The organism is Tolypothrix tenuis PCC 7101 (assembly GCF_963874875.1).
GTDB classification, from domain to species: Bacteria; Cyanobacteriota; Cyanobacteriia; order Cyanobacteriales; family Nostocaceae; genus Aulosira; species Aulosira tenue.
In genome coordinates, this window is sequence record NZ_CAWNJS010000001.1 from 4,784,158 (window position 1) to 4,808,144 (window position 23,987).

Consider the following 23,987-nt stretch of genomic DNA (forward strand, 5'->3'; position numbering starts at 1 on the left):
CGGCTGGAGTTAGGGTTAGACAATTTTGAAATTGGCTTGAATCACAATATCATTGAAATCGCGATCGCCACCGCCTGCTAAATCCTCTACACCCCAAGCATTATTGCCGAGTGAGAGGAAGTGATCTGTATGGTCGGAATTTGCCCCAGTAAAGCTAAAATAGACAGAAACATCGCCTTTTAGCCCAGCGTCAACTGTACCATTAGCAATGAGATATGGTGCATAGAATTTCCCACCTGCAAAGGTACCACCAGTTAATACCCCTTGGTCATTCATAGTCATACCATGCTGTTGACTGTTGCGAATTGCGGCTTGTGCGTAACCGGCTTCACCAACACGGATCAATTTACCAGTGAGAGAGTCAACCACTGAACCTTGAATGTCTTCAATTTGATAGAAACCGAAAACATTATCATAAGCCGCTTCACTTTTGACAATTGGGAAGGAAACTTGAACTTGTAATCCAGCTAAATCTGTAAGGTCAATTAGTTCCTCTGTTCCTTGTTTTTGTAATTTACCACCTAAAGGAATCTCTTCATTAGTAATTTCTAACTTCACGACTAAATCAGGGTCAATATCTCCTAATTGATCCTCAAAGCTCAAACTAAATTGATTATTATCCAATGATGCAACAGTCAAGACTTGGGTAGAACTGGTACCAAAAGGAGAACCAAGGAACACGCGATTCAGCAGACTGCTATCATTGATAACTGCATCTAAGCTGGTATTTTGGAAAAACAGCAATCCTAAGTTTTCACGACTGGCTCTTTGAATAATTTTTGTTGGATTAGAAATAAAGTCATCGGGGAGTACCGAGAACAGCACCTGAGAACGTTTGAGTACAGCATTGAGGTAGCCATCTTGTCCAGGTTTGAAGCCATCAACTTCTCCTTGGGCGTTATCATAAGCAACCAACGCAATTTGGTGAATGTTTTGGCGATTGAGGTGCTTACTGCTCAGACTAAACTTGAGATTAATTGTGTCAGTATCGCCTTCTAGTTGGAAGACCTTGGTGTCAGTATTCAAGGTAATATGGGGCTGTTGTGGCTCGATACCGCCAAAGGGTGCTGCATACTGTAAGCCAGAACTGGTATAAAGTTCATTCAGTCCTCGCGGTAACAGATTTGTATCAAAATTACGGGCGTATAGTTCACCTGCGTTACCTACCGCCTTAATTACCTTAACTGCAAAATCATTATTCAGTCCCAGCTTGGCACCAAGATTACCTTTAATTCCTAAGAATGCCAGAATTTCCGGGGTAGAATCATTATTGGGGTCAGCATCGGTATTAAGAGCAATCAATTCATCAATATTAGTGGAATTAATGCCGTATTCCTCAGCTTGCACCAAAGTATACATTGTCCACCTGACTACATCAGCCCAATCTGATTGGTTTTCATCAATGATTAAAGCTAAAGGTTCTTTAGAAAAAGTATCTTGAAGAATTTGGTGTTCTTGTGGCTGAGATAAAGTGGGAATTTTGCCTGCTAGGAGTGTAACGTCATTAAAGACTGCTTCGACCTCACCGCGATCGTAAGCGGCGTACATCTCAGCAGAAGTCTCAAAGGTGACAAGGGTAGGACTAGCGCTAAATTTTACCAATGCATCTTGCAAATTGCTTAATGCAGTTGTACCTGACATTCCACTCAGCAACCCAATTTTACGACCATTGAGAGTGGGGATAGAACTAATACCGCTATTTTTGCGGGTGAGAATACCTTGTCCGGTATAAAGATAAATCGGACTGTAATCGATTCCGTAACTCGCATCACGGACTAAGTTTTCTGTATAAGCCGCAGCAGAAGCATCTACGACACCATTAGCTGTATTACCAAAGCCATCGGCGAAGGCTTGTTGTACAAATTCTACTTGATTGGGATTGCCAAATACGGCTGCGGCTAATGCCCTACCTAAATCTGCATCAAAGCCTTTGACTGTACCATCTGCTTGTTTGACTGTAAAACCGGGGAAGTTCAAGGGTTCAGGTAAGCCAAACTTCAGTACACCTCTTTGTTTGATTTCGTCTAAGACGTTACGTTTGTCATTGTCAATTAAATTCAGTTCCTTCGGAGTACCTGAGAACGGCGGTGTATACATTAAACCGCCATCAGTCCATAGAAGATTGCGATCGCGTTCTAAATTCGGGAAGTGACGCTGATAAATTTCGCCGTAGTTACCAACCTGCTTAATCACTTGCACGATAAAATCATCGCGCAAACCTAAAGCAGTCCCCAATTTTTCCTGCAAGCCTAAGAAACGGCGAATAGCAGGGTCAGAATCATTATTGGGGTTCTCATCTTGATTATCTTTGAGGATTTGGTCAATATTTTGAGAAGTAATCCCAAATTCTTCCGCTTGAATTGTGGCGTAAGTCACCCAGCGTACCACATCAGCCCAAGCAGATTCATTTTCTGGTAATACTAAGGCGATTGGTTCTTTGGAAAATTCGCCATCGAGAAGCTTGTGTTTTTGTGGATCTGGGAAGCTACGTAAGTAATTATCAACTAAGGCTGTATCAATAGATAGAGCAGAAATTTCACCTTTTTCATAAGCCGCAAACATCTGCGCTCCATTATCATACCAGCGCGGTGTAAAGCTAATACCTAAAGGTTGCAGTATATTTACTAAGTTAGCGTAGGCTGTACTGTTACTAACAACACCAATTGTTGCACCTTTGAGATCTTCAATTTTTTGAATCTTGCCGTCAGTAGGGACTAAAATACCTTGGTGATCGTAAAGATACACTGGGCCAAAATCCACATTTAAACCACCATCTCGCACAAGATTCTCAGTCACTCGCCGAACACTGAGGTCAAGGTTTTTATTAGCAACTTGAGTAAAACCATCGCTGGAGGTGGTGTTAACGATTTCGACTTGGTTTTTGTTACCAAATAAAGCAGCTGCTAAAGCACCAACAAACTCTAAATCAAAGCTGAGAACCGAGTTTTGGCTAGATGAAGCAACTTTGAGATAACCTCTTTGTAAAATTGCTTCTAAAAGGTTAGCCCCAGTTCCTTGGCTGCTTTGAACTAGATCGTTCAATACTGCGGGAGCATTAAAGCTATACAGGTTTTCCGGTATCTGTTGATTTTCAGTAGATGGAATTGGGGTGGGTTGGTCAACAATTTCCACAACTTTCTCAAGGTGAGAAAAGTAAGCGTAGGTTTTCCCTTGATTTTGAATCAGTGCGAGATTTTTGCCTTGGAAGTCTAAGACACCATTAATAAAGCGGAAACCACTGAGGTCACTGACACCAAAACCTGAAGCCGAAATCTGAATTTTGTCCCCTTGTTCGGGATTAAAATCGAGAATTGTGTCAAAGCCGTCATTGGGAGAGTTGAAGAAGAAGACATCTGCACCAGCACCGCCATTGAGGATGTCATCTCCCGTACCACCGACGATGACATCATTACTATCGCCAGCAACTATCCAGTCGTTATCTTCGTTACCGTAAATGGTGTCCTTACCGCCACCACCTTCAAGCTGATCGTTACCTTGATTACCTTCTAAATAATCATCGCCTAAACCAGCTAAGATAATATCGCTACCGACACCACCTAAAAGGCGATCGCTTCCTTCGCCACCTTCTAATCTATCGCTTCCTTCGCCACCTTCTAAGGAGTCATCACCAGCGTTACCTTCCAGCTGGTCATTACCAAGACCACCAATCAGGGTATCATTACTACCACCACCGAGTAAGAAGTCATTACCTTCTTTACCATCAAGATAATCGTTACCTTCTTTACCTTCGAGTTGATCGTTACCAACGCCACCTGTGAGGGTATTAGCCAACAAATTACCCTTAAGAACTATTCCTTTAGTAGCTGAATCTGTAGTTGTTTGGTCATCATCTTGAATATCGATCAAAGCGACTTTAGCATTTGGCGCGATCGCATAACCTTCACCTACAGTTTTCAAGTTCAAGGCGATACTTTCTAAGTTTTCTGCCAAGTTATCATTGAGAACTTGAATCTCAATCACCGCAGTAGTTTCACCAGGAGCAATATTGATTTCCCCTGTAGTTGCACCAACAATTTGGTAATCTTCCCCTAAAGTAGCTGTACCGGAGAAGTCATAAAGAATCTTTAAGCCTTGGTTTGGTGCTTCTTGGGTTAAATCAATGCGGAATTGAACCTTAGTTGCATCAGCCTCAGAAACCCTTGCTGGCGACACACTGACAGAAGCATAACGATTACCGAAGTTGTTACCGTTAGCATCAACTAAATAATAGTTTTGATCGAAAGTCGCTGCGATCGCACCGATAAGTTGCTCTGTAGTCAGTTTCCCCGCAGCCATCTGCTGTATTAATACAGGAATATGTTCTTCGGTGACTCGTTTGAGAGAGGCTAGTACTGGTAAGGCTTCCGATACAGCTTTTGATGCACCCACTTTCGCCACTGTCTCTAAATACTCATTACCTGCGGCGGTGGCTAAAGCTACACCACTTACTTGTTCAGCCGATGCAGTTAATTGATTGCGCTCAAGTACTGAGTTAAAGAAGGATTTGAGAATCTCTATATTCGTTAGATCCAGGCGAGAATAAGTGCTATTTTGCAGATATACAGCTAGGGCATTAATCGCTTCTAGTAAATTATTGGGATTAGCTACACCTGTAACAGCTTGTTGCAAACCATCCAAGAAAGCACGGGTTTGATTGAGCAGAGATTGGACTTGAATATGTGCTAGATAGACATCCAAGCCAATTTCTTGCTTTTCTCCTACAGCTTTAAGGGGGTCGAAACTTTCGATTTTCGATGACAAATCTAAGCCCAATTGCTGTTTAATAATGCCATCGGCTGCGTCTCGGCTCAAGCCTGATTGTACTAGTCTTGCTTCTAAGCTAGTTAACGGTGTCACGATCGCCGAACCCGGTAAAGCAATTAAAGCACCAGAAGACAAACCACTAGAAGTATCAAAGCCGCCTAATCCGACTAATTGCGCCTCATCAACCCCAATCTCGCCATCGCCATTAGTATCGACTTCTTGGGGAATATCCAGGTTAAATTGACCGTATTCATCGGAAATTGTCTTAACTTCCCCTACATCCCACTGATTATTAAAGTTAGTATCTAAAAAGATTGTGGCACCTGCAATATAGCTTTGAGAAAGTGCGCCACTGAAGGTAAAACCATCAGCACTCAAGGTAAATTTAGCTAAGTTAAAGCGAGCAAATTCTTCTTTCCATACAGTCCCGACAACAAGTACTTTAATTTCTGCTTCTAAGAAAGCATCAATACTACCATTGAGGTCAAACAATTCCCAAGGCTTGCTAATACGAGAAATAATCTCGGAACCGCGCACTTTACCATCGCTAGTTCCTGTATTTTCTCCAGTATCTACAACATCAACACCAAGATAACCTTGAACACCACCCCGCACTGTCGCATCAGCTACGCCAACATCTAAGCCTAAACCAGCAGTAATTGTGGCATTTAAAGATAATTCATCGACATCTTTACCGTTTGCATCCCAATCTTTGAGATAAAAACCGTCAAAGATTTTGTAGATACTGCTGAACTCAAAATTATCATTTTTCCAATCATTAACTCCGGCGGTATCAAAACCGACTACCAGGTTAGTTTTCGCTGAGAAACTACCACCGAGTTCACCTTTAACTGGCCCCCAAATTGGGAAACTCTTAGAAATGCCAAAGTTAAATTCCAAATCAGGAACATCATAAATCACCAAGTCGGTGGTTTTTCCTAACAGCAAATCAATGGCTTTGAGGGGATTGGTAAGAATGGGGAATTCTAAACCTTCAATATTTTTCAGCTTACTGAGGAAGCTACCTGTAGAACTACCACTAGTTTTATTGGTGGCGCTAGTGAGGGGATCTGTTGCTGTTTTAGTAGTTTGTAAACCGCCTGTATTACTAGAACTGGTATCAACTTTATTCGCAGCTTGGGTGGTATCTTTGCTAGCTACTTTCAAGTCATTGAGGGCAAAACTACCTAAATCAATAACAATTGGCTGATTGGCAGGAATTTTACTCAGTTCGGTAATCAAATCGACAATATCACCAACAGCTTTAATAAAGCGCTCAGATTTTTCTAATTTTGCCCGGTCTTCTGGAGGTGCTAACCGTTTGGCGACTTCAAAAACTGTGACTTTACCATCACTATTGGCATCAAATAAATCACCTAAACCGAGTTGAGTAAATAACTTTGTATCAGCATTTAGGAGTTTAATAACTGGTTTAATTGGCTCAATAATTTGATTAACTTCTTTGATGACTGGCCCCATTAAATTACTAATGAATGAGCCTAAATCAATTGCTACATTATTGAGTTTAATATTTGTCCCATTCTTGTTGGCTTGTTGAACATTGCCATAATTGAAAATGGGGAAATTGGCAGCAACATCGAAACTAAAGGAAGGAAAGACAGGACTACCATTAATACTGGTTTTAGCTGTTAAACCCAGGTTGGCTTCACCTTTGAGTTGATAATCAATGAAGTTATAAAAGCCCTGCTGATTGGTTTTCGCTGTATTGAAGATATTTATTAAATCTAAAGCGCTGAGGCGACCACCATCATCAATGCCTTTGGATATCCATTTATTACCGTCGTAGTTTAAGCCGATATTTAACCCAGCAACTGTTCCCGAAAGGTCAATAATTTTATTAGCAGAATTAGCAGCTTTTGTTACTGTAATCTGCGGATTATCTATTTTAATTTCCTTGATGTATGTGGTAATAACATCAGGTAAACCGAGACCATCCAAAGATACCAAAGACTTCAAATCAATGCCTTCGGATGCAGAAAATTGCACTTTATCGTTACTAACAAAGAAATTGACTTTTGGTAACTTACTACTTAAATCATCAGGAATACCCAAAGAAGTTGCTAAAGTTGCTAAATTCAAATCAGAAGCGGAAAATTGATAACTAGTAGTCCCAGACTTAAAGTTAGTTAACAGTAGATTGGGATCACGCAGGGTGAGATTTGGCGGTGCAGTGAAAATGCTATTAATTCCGGGAATCGCATTAATAACTTGGCTGAGGTTAATTTGGTTAGAAGAGAATTGGAATTGATTATTACTCAAACCTATATTCACATTACCAAAAGCAGTCAGTAAATCCTTAACTGGCGTAGCTACACTGCTAGGAACTAATGCCGAACCTTGGGAAATGAGCCAATCGGCTAATTGTTTGGTAGGTAATTGATCGGCTTTAAAAGTAAAGTTAGCATCTCGCCAACTGGTAGCGTTAAGTGGTTTAGTTAGGGTGAGACTAGGATTAGTAACTGGTAAATCGAGGGTATTAACATTGAGCGCATCTAAGCCTGGAATTTTCTCTAAAACATCGCTCAAATCTAGGATACCTTCATAGGTAATCTGAATTTGACTATCACCAATTTGCAAATCTACTCTTCTGGCTAAATCTAGCAAATCCTCAACTACATTAAGTACTTCCCCAGGTAAAACGGCTTTTGCTTGTTTGGTTAACCAATCTACCAATTCCTGTTTTGGCAAATGATCCGCAGTTAAGGAATAGTTAGCATCAGCAGCACCTTGATCTAAGTTAGAAATGCTCAGTACTGGATTGGTAATTGGTAAAGTTAAGTCAGTAGTTTGTAATTCTGATAAGCCAGGAATCTGTTTAATAACACTAGCTAAATCCAGAGTTCCCGGGTAACTAATTTGTAGCTGATTCTTTTTGAAGAGAACCTCAAAGTCGGCGGCGGTGGCGATGAGGGAACTAATAACATTGCTAACTGATGACGGTAGTACAGCCTTTGTTTCAGGAATTAACCATGCCGTCAAGCCTTTTTTATTGAGTTTCTCCACACTAAAGTTAAAGTCTGTGCTGGTAATGTTATTTGTCGTTACCCTTGTGAGAGTTAAAGTTGGTTTAGTAACAGTAAGGGCGTTATTTGGTGGTAGAGGAATGTTACTAATTCCAGGAATATTTTTAATTAGCCCAACGACATCAACAGTACCGTCATAAAGGACTTGGATTTGTTTATCTGTCAGGAGAATATTAACATCCTGTGCTAAATTCTTAAGTCCATTGAGAATATCCTTAGCTTCTGTGGGTAAAGCATTACCAGCTTTGGTAATCAACCAATTTTGTAATTCTGCAATTGGTAATTTTTCGGCATTAAAGCTAAAGTCTGCATCCTTACCGGGATTGGTAATAGTGATACTGGGATTTTTAACATTCAAAGTTAAACCAGTAAAATCAAAGTCCTTGATACCAGGAATTTCTTTGAGGATATTTACCAGATTGAGATTGCCTTGATATTTCACCTGGAATTGACTATCACCAAAGCGAATATCTAATTGTTCGCCTACCGCCGCTAAAGCGTTGAATATTCCCTGTAATTCTGTAGGAATTAAAGATTTGGCTTGTTCTTTCAGCCAGCTAATTAACTCTTGTTTTGGTAACTTGGTAGCAGCAAAACTATAACTCGCACTCTTACCAGGATTAGTAATAGTTAAACTGGGGTTGAGAACAGGTAATTTGAGGTTATTGAGGGGTAATTCATTTAAGCCGGGAATTTCTTTGAGGAGGGTAGCTAAATCAACCGAACCTTCATAAGCAATTTCTAGCTGATTATTGCCTACTTCTAAATCAATACCTTCAGAAATATTCATCAAAGTATTAAATACCTTGACTAAATCTGCGGGTAGTAATTCGGTAGCTTTTCCTTTTGCCCAGCTTACCAGTTCTTCTTTAGGTAAGCGATCGCTCTTGAGTAAATATTGGGCTGTGGCTGTGCCAGGATTGAGAATGGTAATGCTGGGATTGGTGACAGGGAGGTTTAACCCAGACAAAGCACCAATATCCTTCACCCCAGGAATTAAACCGATAACTTGCGCTAAATCTAGATTCCCATTATAAGCAAGTTGCATTTGTCCCTTGCCCAAAACTAAATCAATATTGGTTCCCAGCGCCAGTAATTGATTGAGAACCGATTTCACCGCGTCGGGTAGGCTATTGGTAGCTGTCGTTTTTAACCAAGCGAGAAGATCCTTGGTAGGTAGGCGATCGCTATTGAAGATATAATCTGCGTTGGCTTTACCAGGATTAATTAAGGTAAAACTGGGATTGGTAACATTCAGTTTTAATCCTTGCAGAGGTAGATCCTTAACGCCTGGAATCACTCCCGCGAGTTCTAGTAAATCAACATCACCACGATAGTTGAGTTGCAGTTGATTCTGGGCAATATTGATATCTAAATTAGTAGAAAGTTTGCTCAGTACAGTTTGTACGTCACTGGGTAACTGAGAACTCAGCCAATTTATTAACTGTTGTTTCGGTAATTTTTCGGCATCAATGCTATAGCTAGCATTTGCCCCAGGATTGAGAATGGTAAGCTTGGGATTGAGTACAGGTAGACTTAACCCAGTGGTGAGTAAATCCTTCACACCAGGAATCAACGCCAGGAGTTTAACTAAATCAATGTTACCGTTATAACCAATTTCAATCTGACTATTACCGAGAACCACATCCAGGTTTTGCGCTTCATTTGCGATCGCCTGTAATACCGATTTCACCTCAGCAGGTAACTGTTGCACTAACCAATTGAGTAACTGTTGCTTCGGTAGTTGCTCGGCACTAAAGTTATAACTAGCATTCTTACCTGGGTTGAGAATCTCAATCTTGGGATTCAGCACAGGTAAAGATAAATTATTCAGGGGTAACTCATTTAACCCAGGAATTTCTTTAATAATCGTCGCTAAATCTAAATTACCTTGATAACTCAGCGTCAGTTGATTACTCCCAATGGTTGCATCCATGCGTTGCGCTACATTGAGCAGAGATTTCACCATCCCTGCAACTTCTGTAGGTAACAGCGCCATGACTTCTTTACTCAGCCATTGAGTTAACTCATCTTTGGGTAAACTTTCTGCCGTTAAGCTATAGTTGCGATCGCTTCCGGTTTTGTTAATTGTAAAGCTGGGATTGAGAACAGGTAAGCTTAAATTTTTAGGGGTAACAGAGTCTAAACCCGGAATAATATCTAAAGCTTTGACTAAATCAACTGAACCTAAATAGGTAATTTGGGTTTGATTATCACCGAGAACTAAATCAATGTTGGTTAAGTTGTTTAACAATCCGGTGAGGAAATCTTGCACACTCGCATCGTTAACTAGGGTTTTAACTTGATCCACCAACCAAGTTTTAATTTGAGCTACAGGGAGGCGATCTAAATTAAAGCTAAAACTCGGTGCAACATTGGGATTAGTAATGGTGATACTGGGATTAGTGAGGGTAAGGTTTAATCCCTTGAGTGGTAACAAGAAATTACCGAGTTGACTGGTAATTCCATCGATGATGGTTTTGAGGTTGAGATCGCCTAAGTAGCCAATTTGGATTTGATTATTCCCAAATTGCACATCGATATTCTCAACCACACTCAGCAGTTGCTTGACAAACGACTGCACATCAGCCGGAAGTAGCTTGGTAACTGTGTTTGTTAACCATGTAACTAGCTCTTTTTTGGGTAGGCGATCGCTCTTAAAGGCGTAACTAAGATCCTGTGTACCTAAGTTGCTTAAAATCAACTGGGGATTGCTAACTGGTAACGCCAAGCCATCCAAAGATAAATCTTTAATTCCCGGTATAACTTTGGCAATTTTGGCAATATCTAAATTACCTTGATAAGCCAGTTTCAATTGCTTATCGCTAAATAGAACATCTACCTGTTGAGCAACATCAGAAACCGTATTTAAAATAGATTTGGCTTCTGTGGGTAACTGTTGAACTAGCCAATTAACTAATTCTTGTTTGGGTAACTGTTCAACCGCAAAACTATAGTCAATATCCTGACTATTGGGATTAATAATTGTTAGACGCGGATTAGTAACAGGTAACTTCAGGGTATTGAGTGGTAAATCCTTCAGCCCCGGAACTTGTTGTAAAATACTGCTCAGGTCTAATTTACCTAAATAACCGATTTGAATCTGGTTATTCCCCAGTTGTAAATCTACATTTTCTGTTAAATTTAGTAACCCATTCAGGACATTACGCACTTCTTCTGGTAGTAAAGCTGCTGCTTGTCCTTTCACCCAATTGATTAATTCTTGTTTGGGTAAACGTTCTACACTAAAGGCATAATCAACATTAGGTGTACCGAGATTTAATAAAGTTAAACTCGGATTTGTCACAGGTAAATTTAACCCTGTTAACGGTAAATCTCGTACCCCAGGAATCGCCGAAATTAACTTATCTAATTGCAAATCCCCTTTGTAGGTAATTTGCATTTGCTTACTACCCAATACCAAATCTACTCGTTCAAAGTTCTCGATAAATAGCTGATTCAGGAGGTTTTGAGCAGCTTCTGGTAATACAGATTTGGCTTGATTAGTGATCCAATTAAGAATAGGACGTTTTGGCAGACTATCAACAGCAAAGGCATAATCTGGGTTAGTTCCCTTGGGATTGTTAATTGTGAGGCGAGGATTAGTAACAGGTAAAGTTAAACCATTTAAAGGTAATTCTTTTACCCCAGGAATCAAAGCTGCTAATTGCGCTAAATCGAGATTACCTTGATAAGCAACTTCGATTTGATTATCGCCTAAAACTAAATCAATATTGTTAGTAAGTGCCAGGAGTTTATTTAAAACATCTTGTACGCCTTGGGGTAATGAAGATTTACCAGCAGCTAACCAGCTAACTAATTGTGCTTTCGGTAATTTTTCCGCAACAAAGGCATAATCTGCATTCACACTACCAGGATTAGTAATTGTAATCTTGGGATTGGTAACAGGTAAATTCAATCCAGTTAAAGGTAAATCTTTAATCCCCGGAATTACACCTGTAAGCTGTGTGAGGTTGAGATTACCTTGATAAGCAATTTGGATTTGTTCTTTACCCAATACCAAGTCAACATTATTAGTTAACGCCAAGAGTTTATTGACAACATCCTGTACACCTTGGGGTAGTAATGTTTTGGCTTGATTACCTAACCAGCTAACTAACTGTGCTTTGGGCAAACTCGCAGCCGACAAAGCATAATTAGCACTAGCATTACCCGGATTAGTAATGGTAATTGTGGGATTGGTAACAGGTAAAGTTAAGCCAGTTAAAGGTAAATCTTTAATCCCCGGAATTTTATCTTTGATTTGGGCAATATCCAAATTACCCAAATAAGTAATTTGCAGTTGATCTCTGCCTAATACCAAATCAACATTATTAGTTAATGTTAGTAATGAATTAAGGACATCTTGTACACCCTGCGGTAGTAATGTTTTCGCTTGATTACTTAACCAACTAACTAACTGTGCCTTTGGTAAACTAGCTGCACTAAATGTATAGTCAGCATTTTCTAATCCCGGATTATTAATGGTGAGTTTTGCACCTGTAACAGGCAGAGTTAAGCCATTGAGGGGGATATTCTTAACTCCCGGAATCACATTAGCTAACTTAGCAAAATCAATCGATCCGAGATAGGTAAATTGCAGTTGTTTATCGTTAAAAGCAATATTTACCCCAGTAGTTTCTGCTAACAGAATTTGCAGCAAAACTTTGACTTCTGGGGAAGCATTTGTTAAGGCTGTCAGTACCTCTTGGGAAATACCCGCCGTTGCTGTGGCTGGATTTTTTAACCATGTCGCTAAGGTTGATGCTGAGACATTAGAGAAAGAAGAGGTAAAAGACGCTGCTTGGGGAATAGTTTGCAGATTGCGGTTATACTCTACCGTCTTTGTATCTACTGTTTGCGCTAAAACCGGATTAGCTACAGGAATTTCTGCAATTTCTTGACTAGGATTACTCTTACTTACCGGAGTAGGTAAATTTGGTGTGGTAGCAGCTGGTGATTTCGGCGCTAATTTTTCCGTAGGTGCAGATGGAAGCTGTGGCGGTGTGGGAATAACTAAAGTATCGGCGGGGGTACTGTCTACCTTGATAGCTGTGACATCAATTGTGGTGATTGGTTTGGGTGCGACAAGTTTTTTCTTGCTAGCATCTGGATCTTTAAAGCTAATATCCGCAGAGATTCCTAATTTAGTTAGATTATTCGGATCGTTAGCAAAATCAACTTGCAGAAAGCCTAAATTACCTACACCTTTGAAATTTTGACTCAAATTCAAGCTGACATCAGCATGAAATTTAGTTTTGTCTGGATTAATATAAAAACCCAGGAGTTTATTTAAGCCAAAACCAACAGATAAATCATAATTAAAATTACCCGTTAAATTACCTTGAGTTTCAAAGCCAATCCCTAAAGCCGGAACACCTAAATCTGAGGAAAGATTGAGATTAAAGAGTTCGTAGTTTTTCTTAGCATTAAACTCAAAGTAAACATCGATATCTGTCATTGTGGTTTTGACATCTACCCCAGGAATTCCTAACTGAGTTAAAGCATCTTCTATTAGTTTCTCTAGGGAAGTTGTTGTCAGTTGATTAGGATCTGTTTGGCTGACACCTTTAATGACAATGCTGCCTAAATCTTGCAGTAAAGTTGGAGAACGGCCTTTGAGTGAACCAATAATTGGTAGTTCTAAGTTATCAATTGTGCCTTGAAGTGTGCCAAATCCAGCTTCAATCCCTTTGATGGTTTCAACTTTATCCAGAACCCGATCAACTATATAAACTGTTTGCGGTACAACAGCCAGATTGTCATAGTTAATATCCTTGCTACTCAGTTTATAGTCAATGACAGCGATATTTGTTTCTAAATTCGGTTCCAGAATGCCATCATCTATACCTTGAACAGTAATGGTTTTTAATTTATACCATTCCTCTGGTTTAAAGGTCACTTGCAGCGTATCAACTAACTGACCATTTTTATCAATAAAGCGTAATTGTTTCTTGTCTTCACCAGCAGCATTTTTCTTGGTGGTGTTAGTTGTTAAAGTCAGGGTGACATCAGATGAAGGTTCACTGAGGAGAGAAAGTTCAAACTGAGAAGTGCGAAGAGTATCGCCATTATTAGTTTTGAATGAATCATCTTCAATGGCAATAGTCCGATTTCCACCTTGAACAATCCGCACCCCAGGAACATCGTTATCAATAATATTCAGGCTGGCAGTTTTTGAATTAGTATCTCCTAATTTATAACCGTCACCAGGAAGTAATGTTACCGTGACTGTTTCGGAAGGAATTCTGGCTGCATTTCCAGCTTTAATTTGACTAGCAATAGCGTTATCAACGGTTAGTTCTAAGGTTCCCGTGTAATTGATGACGGTACTGTTAACAGGAGAATCTGTTTTGCTAACATTCCAAGTAGCACCATTTTGTAAAGTGGCATTAATACCATTACCAGTCAAATCGTTAATTACGCCACTGGTTTTATTTGTGGCATTAGCATTAGCAGTATTAGCGCTGTAATAAAGGTCTAAACCGTCTTCTTTACCAGAGAGAAAACGGTTCATATTTGCCTGAATTTCTTCAGTACTGCGGGCTGTATCCCATACTCTGACTTCAGCAATATTCCCGTCAAAGTATTCATCACTCCAGTTACTCTTACCAATAAAGTTACTGCTGCGGGTAATATTATTGACAATTTGTTGACCACTAGCCTGTTTAATTAACTCACCATTGAGGTAAATAAAAGCATTACCTTTACCATCATTAACTGCGGCAATATGAATCCATTGACCAATAGGTAAAACCTTGTCTGTGGTAATGAATGTCCTGTTACTAGTACCACTACCGTTGCGAGTGTTTAGTTCTAGTTTGCCTGTAGTACCATCAAACTGTAAAAGAATATTATCTTTATCTTGACCATTTCCTAAGTCAATAATAGTTGCATAGTTTTGATGTTTATCAATCTTAATCCACGCTTCAATTGTAAAATCGCCACCAATGTTTGTATTGCCGAAAGAAGCATAATTATTAGTACCATCAAAACTGAATGAACCTTGAGCTAATTGAGTCAGGGTAACATTCTTATTCAGATTCCCAGTTAAACCATTACCAAAATCAACAATACTAGCTGTTGGTAAATCGAGACTTGATGTCGATTCTGGTTTGAGGCTTTTGGCTAGAACATCTAACCGTAAAATTGTTTTACCATTACTGCTAGATACGGTAGAAACATTATTAATTGTGAAACTTACATCTTCGATTTTTTTATCATCAATGGGAACAATGGGAATGAGGATTTGATTACCAAAAACCCGCACTTTACCTATGTTGTTACCATCTGTGCCAATTGACTGATAATCTGCGTCTTTTGTTGCAGTGCCGCCTGTAATTTTGTAGTTGATTTCTAACCCTGTATTATCAACAGGCAGGGCATAAACAGGCGCATCAAAGTTCCCTACTTGCCAAGTTGCACCATTTTTGAGAGTGCCATCAATACCGTTATTTGTATAGTCGGTGAGAGTTTCAGGATAGAGATTGGTGGGATTGGCGTTATTAATACTATAGTAAGTTTTTAAACCGTTTTCTGTCCCCGAGAGAAAACGATTCATGTTTTGCCGAATTTGGTCGCTACTACGGGCTGTATCCCAAACTCTCACTTCGCTGATATTGCCATCAAAGTATTCATTACTCCAGTTACTTTTACCAATAAAGTTACTGTTACGAGTAATATTATTGATTATAGTTTGACCGCTTGCTTGTGTAGCTAACTCACCATTTAGGTAAATAGCAGCATTACCTTTACCATCATTAACTGCGGCGACATGAATCCATTGATTAATAGCTAATACTTGATTTGTGGTGATAGTTGTCTGGTTACCACTACCGTTGCGAGTATTTAGTTGTAGTTTACCTGTAGTATCAACCTGTAAAAGGATATTATCTTTATCTTGACCATTTCCTAAGTCAATAATGGTGGCATTATTTTGATATTTGTCAATCTTAATCCAGGCTTCCAGGGTAAAATCACCACCAATTTTGGGATCGCCAAGGGAAACATAGTCATCAACTCCATCCAAGACTAAAGTCCCTTGTTCGCCAAGATTGCGATCTAATTGCACAACAAAATAGCCCGGAGTGGAGTAGATTTCGGCGGCGGATCTACCAGCAGAGATACTGGCTGTGGGAAGATCGTTATCTTGAATGAGGACAGTTACAGGTTTGAGGTTTGCACCTATATTGTTATAGAGTGGATCTTCACCACTAACCTCAAAGGCGATCGCACTTCTTTGTAAATACTCTACCTTGTTATCATCAACGGCAGCAATTTGCAGGGTTTGGGCTTTATCCCAGTTTTGCGCGTTAAAAGTAATGGTGATGGTATCGCCGGGTTTTTTCCCAACAAAGTAAAATTCATCATCCTGGGGTGTCAGTGTGACAACAACTTTACCTGTGGGTTGGCTGGCAAGTTTTATACTAAAGGCATCCTGAGTTCCTTCAGTAGTAATTGGTAAAGAAGTAATGACAAATCCCGCTTTGTCATTATCATCTAGATTGGTAACAACTAAATCTTTAGTAGGCGCAGAAACGAAAATATCGCTAAATTTGTTGCTATCACCTGCAACCAGGTTTTCGGCTAGCGAACCAAAGACAACATAGCTACCATCCCCACTGATCGCCGCATCGAAACTAATATTAGTCCCTTGGGCGTTATTATTCGCAATATTCAGGCGTTCGATTTGCTTGGTAGTGCGATCATAGCGGAAAATATCTTTTTTAGAGTTAGTGTCATTTGCTACTAAGTTACTAGCTTCCGATTCAAAGACAACATAGCGCCCATCGCCACTAATAGTAGGATCTAAACTATCGCCGTTACCTTGAGTACCATCGCTACTAACACTGATGCGTTGAGTTTGTTTAGTAGTGCGATCGTAAATAAAGATATCTTTTTTGCCGTTGGTGTCACCGGCTACCAGGTTACTAGCTTCCGATTCAAAAACAATATAACGTCCATCAGCACTCACTGAAGCGATCGCACTATTACCATTTGCTTGTGTACCATCGCTAGCAACACTAATGCGCTGTATACCTTCTCCGGCGGTAATTACAGATTCTGTGACAGTTGTGGCAGTGTTAGCATTGAGTTTAAATTCCGCTAATTGAATTGCACCGCCGCTTTTAGCATCAATTCCATGATTAGACAGAATCTCCAGGCGATAGTAGCGATATTGTTTGCTGTTATTTACTTGGAAAGTCTTGGTTTCCAAGCGATTATTAAAGTTAATCCCTGTTTGTTTATCAATTGTTTCAAAGTTGCTACCATCATTTGAGCCGCGTAATTGCCAATCTTTGGGATCTCGTTCGGAAAAATCATTAGCAGAAGTAATTGAGTAGCTATTAACTACAACATTACTGACTGGATATTGGTACTGAATCCAACCAGATGAACCAAAAATTAACCATTTAGTATTTGTGTCGTTATCAAATGCTTTGTCTTGTTCTTCGCCAGTAGGAGAAATGGTACTAGAGACAGAAATAGTCCCGCCAGTGGTGTTAATGGGGTTAGTAATAACTTTGTTAACAATGGTGCGAGTGGTAGTGCGATCGTAGATGAAAATATCTCTTTTGCCGTTATTATCACCCGCTACCAGGTTATCAGCATCAGATTCAAAAATAATGTAGCGACCATCAGCAGTAATTACAGGATTATAGCTATTATTATTTGCTTGTTGATTACTATTGCTGAGGTTTATCCGTTGGGTTTCATTGGTAGTGCGATCGCGGACGAAAATATCTCGCTGACTATTGATATCACCAGCTACCAAGTTATCAGCATCAGATTCAAAGACAACATAGCGTCCATCAGCATTAATAGCTGAGTTATAACTATCAGCGTTTGCTTGTGTACCATTATTGCTGAGGTTCAGCCGTTGGGTTGCTTGAGTAGTGCGATCGTAGATAAATATATCTCTATTGCTATTAGTATCACCCGACACTAAATTGCTAGCCGCAGAGGTGAAAACTACATAGCGTCCATCGGTGCTTATCGAAGCCTGATAACTATAATTGTTTCCTTGAATACCATCACTACTGACGCTAAGGCGTTCAGTTTCTTTAGTATTGCGATCGTAGATGAAAACGTCTGAGTTACCGTTACTATCATTGGCTACTAAGTTGTTGGCAAAAGAAGAGAAAATCACATAACGCCCATCAGCGCTAATTGCTGGAGAATCAAAGAAGTTGGTATAGTTGTTTGCTTGTGTACCATCTGCGGCAATACTTACCCGATCAACTAATCTGTCGCTGATGTTAAAACCTAGTTTAGAGTCTGCGGTGTCATTGTAGTTGGGGTCAAGACTTTGAACTTGATGTCCTATTATATAAGCAATTGCGCCATCTTGAACGCGATCGTCTTGGGGAATAATTGAGAAGGATTGAGGTTGATTCCAGTTATCTGGGGTGAAGATTAAATCAACAACTTGATTAGCAGTTGTATCTCCAGTTTTCTGGAGTAATCCTTCCCTGACATTTTGACTAAAGACGCTGACTTTAACTTGATTTGTCGGCTTACTAGTCAGTTCAAGGCTGAAATTAACAGGAGTATTACTATTTTCTTGTGTTTGGTATTTCAGACTAGAGACAGGTTGTCCTTGAGAATTTTTTAGTAATAATCCGGCTTTGTCGTTATCTTGAATTGTCAGGGGTAGACGGTGATTCTCTGGTTGATTAGTATTAACCCTATAACTAGTATCTTCTGCTAGTTTTAGGTTAATAATTTCATTTCCTTCGAGAATTTGATCGTCAATTGCTTGAACTGTAATTTCTCCTGTGGTTTGTCCTTCAGGAATCACAATTGCTTGGTATTGTTTCTGATATTGCAGCGTACCATCAGCCTTACCAAGAACTGCATCTAAGTCATTATCTTGATCTAAATCTATAAATAACGGCGCACTATTAGCCCCTGTATTCCAGCTATTAGTTGGAGTATTATTATCGAGGGTAAACTGAGGGTTTTTAGCTGTACCAATGTTGCGGTAAAAGGAAACTTTACCATTTTTACCACCAACAAATAAATCTAAATCACCATCGCCATCAAAATCTACCAGATTCGGTTTACTATCATCACCAACATCAATACCCTTAAAGGGATTATTTGCATCTGCTTGAGGAGTTAGGATTGGCTGTATGCTTGTACCAGTATTTTTTGTCCCAGTATTTAGGTAATACTTAATTGTGCCATCGCCGGCACCGATAATTGCATCTAAATCACCATCTCGATCAATATCTGCGAAAGTAGGTGCACTATTAGTTATTGTTGGTTGTCCAATTATTTCTAGCTTTTGCAGTGGTGCAAATTTAATTCCTTTACTATCGCTGATATTTTCAGAATAAGAGAGATTCCCTGTGGAACTACCAATAACTAGATCTAAATCTCCATCTTGATCGATATCGGCAAAAGTTGGTGTACTATTACCATCAACCTTAATAGCTGTGAAAGGATTACTACTACCTGTTTCTGCACTAAAGAAGGGAGTCGCTGTAGTTCCAATGTTGCGATAAAACTGGACGACACCATTACCATTACCAACTACTAAATCTAAATCTCCATCTTTATCCAAATCCGCAAAATTAGGATTACTGAATTTACCAACATTAATACTATTAAAAAGATTTTTTGCTTGAGTTTGTGCTTGAGTTTGTGTTTGATTTTGTGTTTGATTTTGGAAGTAGTTGGTATTAACAGTGAAATCTTGTTTCCAAGTAGCACTACTACCATCAAAGGAAAAGAATACTGGTAACCCTCCTTGGGGCGCAGGTCGATCTAAAATTACTTTGACTGTGTTAAATGCGGTGCTATTTTCCGCAAAGGTAGTATTAGTTCCCTGGATTGTTACCAGAGGTAGAGATGGATTAGGACGTTCGAGAGTGACAAGTTTATCAATACTATTGTTGATATCTTGATTCGTAACAGTAATAGGAATATCTAACCCATTGTAATTAGAGTCATTACTGCTACTTTTGCCTGGAATATCGTAAGTAATATCACCATCAATAACAGTATCAGCTTCACCTTTTACTTCCACTAATTGGTATTGATCCCAGTTATCAGGAGTAAAGGTAACTGTAGAGGTGCTGAGGCTACTTTCTTTGCTATTAAATCCTTTGAAATCTACGGTAACGTTACTATTTGGTTTAGTTTTTAGCCGAATAGCAAATGTTTCCTTCTCGCCGCTTTCTTTAGTTTGCAATGCACGGAAAGTAGAAGCAATTATCGCTTTAGGTTTACCCTGTGCATCTAAATTTGTGTCATCAAAGCTGACATTAGCTAATTTAAACCCAACAATATTACTATCAATTAAAGTGATGGTTTTACTGTTAGCATTGGCATCAACATTGTAGCTGTTTCCAGAATTCAAGGTAATGGTAATTTCTTCGGACAATTCCTTGATATTGTCAGCAATCGGGACAACAGGTAAAGCAACAGAAATTTCCCCCTTGGGAATTGTCACAGAATAAGTATTGTTAGCACCTGTGGAAAATTTACCAGAGTAATCAATATCTTTAGTTGCTGTACCACCAATGCTATAGCTAATTGTTAAATCTTGATCGACTACATGGTCTAGTTGAACAACAAATTGAGCCGCTTCTAAACTATTTTCTTGAATTTGTGGGTCTTTGTTGCTTAAGCTAGGATCGCCTACAGCAAAAATACTAACTTTGGGAGTACCTAAATTTTGTGTCGCTACCCCTTCTTTTACTATTGTTTGTAAAGGTGGTGTAATTGTAACAGGAAGACTAAGATTGAGGTTTTGATAGTTAGCGTCACTACTAGTAAGTTGAGCTTGTAAATTAAAATCAGCAGTGACTCCTTCAATATTTATAGTTTGTAATTTATCCCAATTAGTCGCATTAAAAGTGATATTATTACCAGGTTTTAATGCCACATTAACAGGAGTTACATCTACAGCTAGTTTATACTTACCGCTACTATATGTTGTACCTGATGCACCGTAATACTCACTATAAACAACTTGAATATAGTATGTATCAGCTTTGCTGACAGTATATTCTAGTAAGGAATCCCAATCATCTCCAGAGGTATCATCATTTTTAGCAACTATTTCCCCCTTGGAGTTTAAAAGATTTATTTGGGAATCTAGTGTTGATAACTTGGGTTTTCTGGCATCAATATCAATCTTAAGTTTATCGCCTGGTTTAAGGTCAATCTTAAAAGTATCAATATCTTTGTTACTGCTGATTGCACCATCAAATCTGAAAGAACTGGTGGTAATAGCAATAGCATTAACGAGTTTATCGTTGTTATCTATTCCTTCGTTTTTTGTAATTGTACCTGTAGGTAAAGAAGCAGATGTTGTTGGTGCAGGGGGATTGAATTTAACAATAACATCATTCAAAGGTTGGCTACCTAATTTGAGTTTCAAGGTAGCTTTACCATCTGTGACTGCTAAGGGATTTTTATCGCTAACTAATTGACCAGTTTGGTCAATAATTAATACTTGTGGTGAATATAGTCCGCTATCTTCGATTTTTAATGTAGCGTTAATAGCATCAACAATCACACCATTTTGTTTGAGAAAGTAATTGGAGATTGTCTTATTACCTGTCGTATCTAAATCAAAGTGATAGGGTTGAATCTTAATATCTAAGTTCTCAGTATTTTCTTTGATTGCGTCTGGTAACGCCATAAAATAGATGCGGATTTTGGAAGCATCTACAACACTGTTACCAGCAATCTTTAAATCTTCACTGTTAGGGACAATAATCCCTTTTGTTTGGGTACTGGGATTGAAAGAAACTTTACGATATTGAGAACTGAGATAATCTACCCCTTCAATAACGGTATTACCAGCTGTGATGGTATATTTCACCCACAACCCCAAGGAAGAGAGAACAGGTTTATCCGCTTTTAATTCAATATAACCAATTGTTCCTGAATCTTCACCATTAGGTAAGAATGTATCGTATTCTTTGGCATTTTTAAAAGTGACAAACTCTAGGGTTGGTTCATTGTCATCAATATAGATGGTGTCAGATTTATTATTGCTATCAACTTCATAGTAGCGTTTGTTACTACCAGAAGTTTGTTGAACTAATTCAACTTTTACAGATTCAGTATTTTCTGCTACTTCGTCATTAATCGGTTCAACGCCGATAATAATTGCTTTATCACCAAGTCCTGTGTTAGCGGTAACTGTAAATTGATCGGCTGCTATATATTCTTTTTTGCTACCATCTTTGTAGCGCCAATAGAGAAGATAGTCAGCACCTTTAGCTGTGTCGATATAATCGCCCCGAATAATTTGACTACCTGTAATTTTGAGGTATTTATTAGGGTCAGACGCATCTTTTTTAGTGACAGCATCAACATTTAGTTTTAAGGCGAAATCTTCTGTTCTTTGGCGGTCAAAAGTTAGCTCAAATTCGGCATTATCTCCGATATTTTCCGAACCATCTTTAATTTTAGTAATCCCTATTTTTGGTTCATCATCAATGAGGTTAAAATCAATTGAACTCTTAGAGGAATTAATTGTATATCCATCATCAGAGTTAGGTTTTTTTAGGGAAATTGTAAAGCTTTCATCTCCTTCTCTAATGTCATCGTTCTTAATAGGAATTGAAATAGTAATCTTAGTTCCATCACTGGGTTTTATTATGCGACTAGTGGAGAAGGTATAGTCATCAGTTATTTTTGCACTACCACTGACAATAAAATTGACTGTAAACGGTTGAGAAGCAGCGCGATCTAAAGTTAGGCTAAATGTAAATTTTTCTTCGATTATATTTTCTGAACCATCTGTTGTGATTTTTTCAATACCAATTACAGGTTCATTATCGTTGATAGTTACGGTAGCAGAACTGGAAGCGGTTTTAATTGAGTAAGCATTAGAAGGATCGGGTAATAAGGTGATTCTTACTTTCTCTCCAGATTCTCCAGTGAGTAAGTCATCAGTAATAGGGATATTTATTGTTGCACTACTACCAGATAATGTGACGTATTTGGCTATATACTGAGTTTGAGGAACATTATTAAGATCTTTACTATCCGCTCCAGATATAGGTTCAACCTTGTAAAAAACTTTTACCTCTCCTGAAACAGTCAAATCAGATTTAATAGTCAATCTTGCAGTTCCGCCTTCTGTTACTTGTAATGTAGAAGGTGTAATAGAAACTGGATATTTGGTGGATGGAATATCATTAGGAAGAATAAAATTTGCAGCAGGAATAACTTGCTTAGAAATAGATGAACTAGACCATTTCAGAATTGCTCGCCAACCACCTGTATTATTCTGAAAATTCATCTGAAAGGGATACCATTGTCCTCCAGTTAAAGAGATATTACCTGTGTATTCACCAGTACCATTATTCCATTTATCAATAATTCTTGTATTATTTACCCATAGACGTACACCGTCATCAATGTCCGCGTAGAAAGTGTAATTTCCACTATCAGGTGCATAAACATAACCCGTCCAAATTATCCCTCTATCGTTATTTCCATTTACAAAATCAAAATTCTCATCGTTTTGTGCATAATTAATATTATCAATGTCATAACGCGTACCTTTACTGTCAGAAAGACCAGGGTCTTGATCTAGGTCTTTATCGTTAAAATATTCTGCTTTTAAATATAATAAATCGGTATAACCTTGCTTCGCCTCCTCAGTAACCGCTAAACTCGATTCAATACTTCCTGTTTGAACTTCTAAGTTCCAATCTCCCCCTAAATTTGCATTTCCGGTAATATCTGTGGAACCTGCAATATCAGCCCCGGTAATTTCGCTTAATTGCTGAAGAAACTCCTCGCCTATTCCTGAAGCTACATCACAACCAAACAGCAAAATATCAGCGTTTTCTGTCAAAGAATTGCGCCACTGTTCTAGTAAGTGATGGTATTTAGCGATGGTTTCTGTATTTAGGAGAGTGGAACCTAGCTGAACTTGTCCCTCACTTCCATGAGAGATAATTTGGACACTAGCGATATTACTTCGCTGGGCTAAAACATTGGTAATTTGTTCTACTCCATCCTGGTTAGCATCGAGGAGAATTATTTCAGTTCCTGTTTGGGTATTAGCAATAAGAGATTGGTAATTCTCGACATTGCGATCGACAAACAGAAGGGTATTGATGGAGTTAGAACTAGTCATATTAGAAATGTTCTTTGTAGAAAAGATTAGAGTTCTGGAAATTTAACATGACATATACAGAT

The 23,987-nt window shown here is 38.9% G+C and carries 1 protein-coding gene; it reads right to left on the bottom strand.

Translation table 11 applies throughout. The annotated features are described in order from the left end of the window. Nucleotides 1-15: 15 nt before the first annotated feature. Complete coding sequence (locus AACU25_RS19140) at nt 16-23,925, bottom strand: LamG-like jellyroll fold domain-containing protein (RefSeq protein ID WP_096578301.1); 23,910 nt, start codon at nt 23,923-23,925, stop codon at nt 16-18. Nucleotides 23,926-23,987: the final 62 nt, after the last annotated feature.

Excerpts from the sequence above, each read along its gene's own strand:
- AACU25_RS19140 (WP_096578301.1), bottom strand. The coding sequence starts at position 23,925 with ATGACTAGTTCTAACTCCATCAATACCCTTCTGTTTGTCGATCGCAAT.